4 protein-coding genes are annotated in these 5114 nt (G+C 65.5%); all 4 read right to left on the bottom strand.

Features of this window, described 5'->3' with window-relative positions:
• Nucleotides 1-50: 50 nt before the first annotated feature.
• Entirely contained in the window at nucleotides 51-509 is a 459-nt protein-coding gene (locus VD972_RS25695; RefSeq protein WP_324991355.1) for a hypothetical protein, read from the bottom strand.
• A 491-nt stretch (nucleotides 510-1000) separates the two neighbouring features.
• The gene (locus tag VD972_RS25690; RefSeq protein ID WP_324991353.1) at nucleotides 1001-2968 is read right to left on the bottom strand and encodes a D-arabinono-1,4-lactone oxidase; all 1968 of its coding nucleotides are present in this window, start codon (nucleotides 2966-2968) and stop codon (nucleotides 1001-1003) included.
• Between the two features lie 199 nt (nucleotides 2969-3167).
• Nucleotides 3168-3629 (bottom strand): cupin domain-containing protein, encoded by a 462-nt coding sequence (locus VD972_RS25685; protein ID WP_324991351.1) that lies wholly within the window; start codon nucleotides 3627-3629, stop codon nucleotides 3168-3170.
• Between the two features lie 221 nt (nucleotides 3630-3850).
• Nucleotides 3851-5114: tetratricopeptide repeat protein (locus VD972_RS25680; RefSeq protein ID WP_324991349.1), on the bottom strand; the 1264-nt coding region annotated here is incomplete at its 5' end.

Raw genomic sequence — 5114 nt, 5'->3', positions numbered from 1 at the left:
TTCGATGAACTGCTGCCTGAGGCCCTCATCGGCGAGGATGTTCCGGCGGATCATCGAACACCTCCAGGTCCGGGAGCGGGATGCGGGTGGTCATGGCCAGCGTGGCCTGACTCGAACAGGTGCGGCAGGCGCTCGAGCAGGTGGCGCACGAGCTCCGTCGCCGACGCGAAGGACAGATAGGGACACAGGTGCGACCAGAGCAGCCCCTGCTCGTCCACCATCATGTGCAGCGTGACGAGACGCCCATCCACCCTCACCTCGTACGCCGTGGTGATGGTGATGAGGCTCCCTCGGCTCTCGATCGTGCGGACGCTGCGCACGAGGCTCTCGTGCCGATGCTCGACATACTCGGGAAAGTTCTTCCTCACCCACTCCGGGTGCTCGCTGCCCGGGGTGAACGGATCGAAGGCCAAGGGGGCAACGGACGGCGGCCCGCCCCTGCGGCCCGAGGGCGTGCTGCGCGCCGGCCGTCCCTTCTGCCCTCCGTGTTGCTTCTTCTTGGCTCCCATCGCCTGTCTCCCTTCCCTGGCTCGCCGCCCAGGAGCTCACCCAGCAGCCCTTGCCGGTGAGTGTGGGCACGGGCCTCGCATTTCACGAGGGGTGGCCGGAGCGCACCCCGCAGCGGGCAGAGGGCGGGAGTGTTCGGGTGTGACACCGCAGCCCCCTCCCGCTTGGAGAGCAGCCGGGGCGCATGGGACAGGCTGGCATCGACACCACTGCCGCGATGCTCGGGCGTTCATGGCCGACTCTGAAGCAGTCAATGAAGGCGGCGCTCCTCCAGCGGCTGCTCGGCGCGTCTATGGAGCGGTCGGCTCCTCTTGGGCTCGGGGCGACGTCGGGCGAAAAAGAAAACCCCGTGGCACCTGAGTGGCGCCACGAGGCCCTTTGCTGCTTGGATGCGGCGGGAATCGAACCCGCCGCCGGACGCACTCCAGCCTCCTGCCCAGGCCGCCCTCCCCTGAGGGCGCGGCAGGAGGCCTGTGCCTCTGAGCAACTGCTGCTACGGCTTCAGCGCGGGGATGCCGAGGGCCTGGCGCCAGTAGTCGGTGACGAAGATCTGCTTGGGATCCATTTGTTCGCGCAGCGCCAGGAATGGCTTGTACATGGGGTACAGCGTCGGCAGGAATCCAGGATCCAGGTAGTTATCCCCCGGCAGGTACTTGGCCCAGTGCGGGCGGAAGCTGTAGTTCGCCAGCAGATCCCAGTACTGCTGATAGAACGCCTTGAGGGCATTCTCGTCCCGGAAGAGGTCGTGGAACCAGAACACGTCCACGCGGAGCACGTCCTGCTTGTAGGCAGGGCTCAGCCAGAGGTCATTGGCCTTGGCCGCGTAGATCTCGCAGGAGAAGGAGCCCGTGGCTCCGAGCCCGCCCTTGCGATAGAAGTCATGCAGTGTGTTCATCACCGCCTGCGTCTTTTCGATGGGGATCCACAGCTCGGTGAACTCGGTGGGCATCAAGAAATCAGAGACATCGTTGTCCATCGGCAGACTGCTGTACCAGGAGTCCCAGAACGTCTGCTTGCCTGTCGGATCCTGGGGCGGGGTCCCATCCGCCGCCGCCTGAAGGCTCTGCAGGACTTCGCTCGGGACGTGGAGGTGGTAGTAGCGAGGCAGCTTCAGCCCATGATTGCTCAGCAGGGACTGCAGCCTGGGAAGGTGGGAGCTCACCCCCGGCATCCTGGCCAGCACATCCTTCCAGAGATCGATCGGGACCGACGTGACGCGGGTCATGTCCGCCGAGGTCTCGGCATCCGGGCTTCGCAGTCGGAGGATCGGACCTCCGGCCGCGCGCCGTCCCGAGGAACCCAGCGAAGCGGCTCCCTGCATGGGCTTGTTACCCGTATTCCGCGCAAGCTCGACGACGCGAACCTCGTCCGAGAACACGCCCGCTGGAACCTCCGAGAGGGAGGGGGCCGGTGGAGTCGAGTCCCCTTGGTAGAGGGGAGCGAAGAGGTTGATCACGAAGGGCAGGATGCACTCCTCGTAGACATCCGTGATGATCGCCGTGAGCAGGTTGCGCAGATTCTCGTCCGAGACGCACGCCTTGAGCAGCGTGGGCCAGCCAGCGGACAGCTGGTAGAACAAGGACGCGGCAACCTGTGCCGGAATCTGAGACCCGAGGATGATCGGGAACTCACGGTAGGGCTTGGGTTTGAAGTCCTCAGGGGATCCCGTCGTCTCGTTGTAGTCCGCCGCCTCCATGCGCCGGGCCTTCCAGACGACCATGCGATTGGCCCCCCTCTGCGGCCACCACAGCAGACGGGTGTACTCCGTCTGGCGCAGGAACTGCTCCAGCGAGGGCTTGCCGGGCGCGCCAGGCCCGAGGAAGTCGATGGGGCAGTTGACGTCAGCCAGGGAGTAGCACGTCTCGTCGCCGATGATGTTGAAGCCCTTGTCGGGGTTGAAGGTCACCGTGGAGATGACGCCCATGAGCCCCATGGAGACGACCACGGCCTCGAATTCCGGGTCCTTCCCTCGGCTGTACGAGCGCACCACCCCTTGGCCATCAACGAGAGAGAGACGGACGATGCTATCGGTATAGGCGTACTTCAGCGAGCCACCCGAGCACCCCATGGTGGTAAATCCCCCCACGGCCTGGTGGGTAATCCCTCCCATGTCCGGCGCGGCCAGCCCCTTCTGATCCAGCTGGTAGAAGAACGTGTTCTCCCACTTCTCGGGCGCCTTCAGCCCCAGGTAGCATCCGGCCTGGACCGTGACCGTCCCGTCCTCGTTGAAGGTGACCTCCCTGTACTGATCCAGCGAGATGTTGATGGCATCCGGCACCGGGGACAGGATGGACTCCGCCACGGAATGGCCTGAGCCGATGACCCGGACTGGCAGGTGGTTCGAGGCAGCTCGCTGAACGAGCTGAATGATCTCCTGCTCACTCGTGGGGTGATGGACAGCCGTCAGCGAGTCGGATGGGATGGAGAGAACCTGCTGCGAGGGGTCTCTGGTGACAGACATGCCTACCTCCGGGTGGGGAGTTTAACTTCGCATCAGTCCTTCTCCCCTGCAATCCCTGTACCGCAGGCATGGTGCACCCCCTCTCTCGGCGAGCGCTCCAGGAGGTGAGAAACCGGATGGGCGCTGACGTGTCAGCGAGCCGGAACCGACGTGTCAGTTCCGGGTTCGGGTCGTCTTCCAACGCGCGGACCCGCTGCGATCACGTCTGTCCGGCCTTCGGGTAGGGCGTGCCGTCTTTGTGCTCGTAGCCGTCGGGCGTCGCGCGCAAGTCAATGTCCGGATACTCGGCCTTGTCCTGCGGATCGTCGGTGCCGGCCTCCAGGATGATCGCCTCACGGGTGGAGCGGTTCTGCAGGTGGTGTCCATTCGGAGCGCCGTGGGGAAAGCCGGCGCAGTCGCCCGCGCGAAGCACTTCCTCGCCCTCGTCCGTCACCAGAACCACCTCGCCAGAGACGACGTAGATGAACTCGTCCTCGCGCATGTGCCAGTGACGCTGGCTGGACCAGGTGCCCGGCTGCAGGTGGAGCAGGTTCACACCGAACTGTGTCAGCCCCGCCGCCGCGCCCAGTCGCACACGCTTCCGGTCCAAGCAGGGCTTGTCGAACGGCGCTGGATAGCCACTGCCGAGGCGGGTTGGGGCTTTCTGGATGTTGATCTTCATGAGGGCCCTGTACCGTTATAGGAGAGTCTTGGCCACAGCCATCGCGGGCTCGCTTCGAGGTGAGAGGGTCTCGCCACGTTGCGGTATGCACGGAAGGGTGTGGAGCCACCTGTCAGCGGCCCTCCTCGGCCCCTGCGCTCCGGAGCCCTCGGGGATGCCCGCGTTCCTGGATGCCGAGCTGGAGCTGGGGCAAGGCACCCTCGACTACGTCACCATCGTGCTCACGGACTGCTGGAAGTCGAAGGTGGGCCCGAAAGTCCCTGAGGGGGGCGTGGCGGTGCTTCCTGGCGAGGTAGCATCGATCCGAGACGGGAGCGCAGGGCTTGAGTCACAGGATGTTCCTTCCCAAGCACCGTCTCCATGCTCGCCAGCGCGCGCTGGTAGAGAGCCAGCGCCCGCGCACGCTCTCCTTGGGCTTCGAGCACAGTGCCCATGTTGGCCAGCGTGGTGGCCACCTGCGGGTGCTCCGGGCCCAACGCCTTCTCGGTCATCGCCAGCGCACGCTGATAGAGTGCCAGCGCACGCGCATGCTCTCCTTGATCGGCGAGCGCACCGCCGATGTTGGTCAGCACGGTGGCCACATCCGGATGCTCCGAGCCCAACGCCTTCTCGGTGATCGCCAGCGCACGCCAGTAGTGATCCAGCGCCCGCGCAGGGTCCCCTTGGACGGCGAGCACCATGCCTATGTTGTTCAGCGCAACGGCCACATCCGGGTGCTCAGGCCCGAACGCCTTCTCGGTGATCGCCTGCGCACGCCGATAATGCTTGAGCGCCCCTGCGTAGTCCCCCTGGCCCTTGAGCGCAATGCCAACGCTGTTCAGCGTGATGAACACCTTCGGGTGCTCAGGCCCCCACGCCGTCTCGGCGATCGCCAGCGCAGGCAGCAAGTGCTCCAGGGCCCTCATGTAGTCGCGTTGGGCTTGGAACGCACGGCCCATGTTGCTCAGGATGCTCGCCAGCCTTGGGTGCTTCGGCCCCAACGCCTTCTCGGTGATCGCCCGCGCACGCCGGCACTGCGCCAGGGCCCCCTCGGAGTCTCCCAGGGCATTGAGCACCATGCAGATGTCGTCCAGCGAATCGGCCACGTCCGGGTGCTCCGGACCCCACACTTTCTCTCTCACCTCCAGCGCACGCCGCAAGAGCTCCAGGGCCCCCACGTAGTTCCCCTGAGAATGGAGCACAAAGCCCATGTTGCTCAGGCTTCTGGCCATGATGGGGTGCTCCGGGCCCACCGCCTTCTCGGCGATCACCCGCTCACGCTGGAAATACTTCAGGGCTTCCGCGTAATCCCCCCGGTCATTGAGCACCGTGCCAATTCCGTCCAGGCTTTCGGCCACGGCCACGTGCTCCGGTCCCAGACTCTTCTCTCTCACCTCCAGCGCACGCCGGAAGCTCCGCAGGGCCTCCGCCCCGTCCCCCTGGGCCTGGAGCACAGCGCCCATTCCGGTCAGGCTCTTGGCAACCAGCGGGTGCTCCAGTCCCAGC

It is taken from the genome of Hyalangium sp. (assembly GCF_035629615.1).
Lineage (GTDB): Bacteria > Myxococcota > Myxococcia > Myxococcales > Myxococcaceae > Hyalangium.
The sequence above is the reverse complement of the archived record's forward strand: the minus strand, read 5'-3'. Positions and strand labels throughout refer to the sequence as shown.

Coding starts and splice junctions, on each gene's coding strand:
- VD972_RS25690 (WP_324991353.1), bottom strand. CDS start 2,968: ATGTCTGTCACCAGAGACCCCTCGCAGCAGGTTCTCTCCATCCCATCC.
- VD972_RS25695 (WP_324991355.1), bottom strand. CDS start 509: ATGGGAGCCAAGAAGAAGCAACACGGAGGGCAGAAGGGACGGCCGGCG.
- VD972_RS25685 (WP_324991351.1), bottom strand. CDS start 3,629: ATGAAGATCAACATCCAGAAAGCCCCAACCCGCCTCGGCAGTGGCTAT.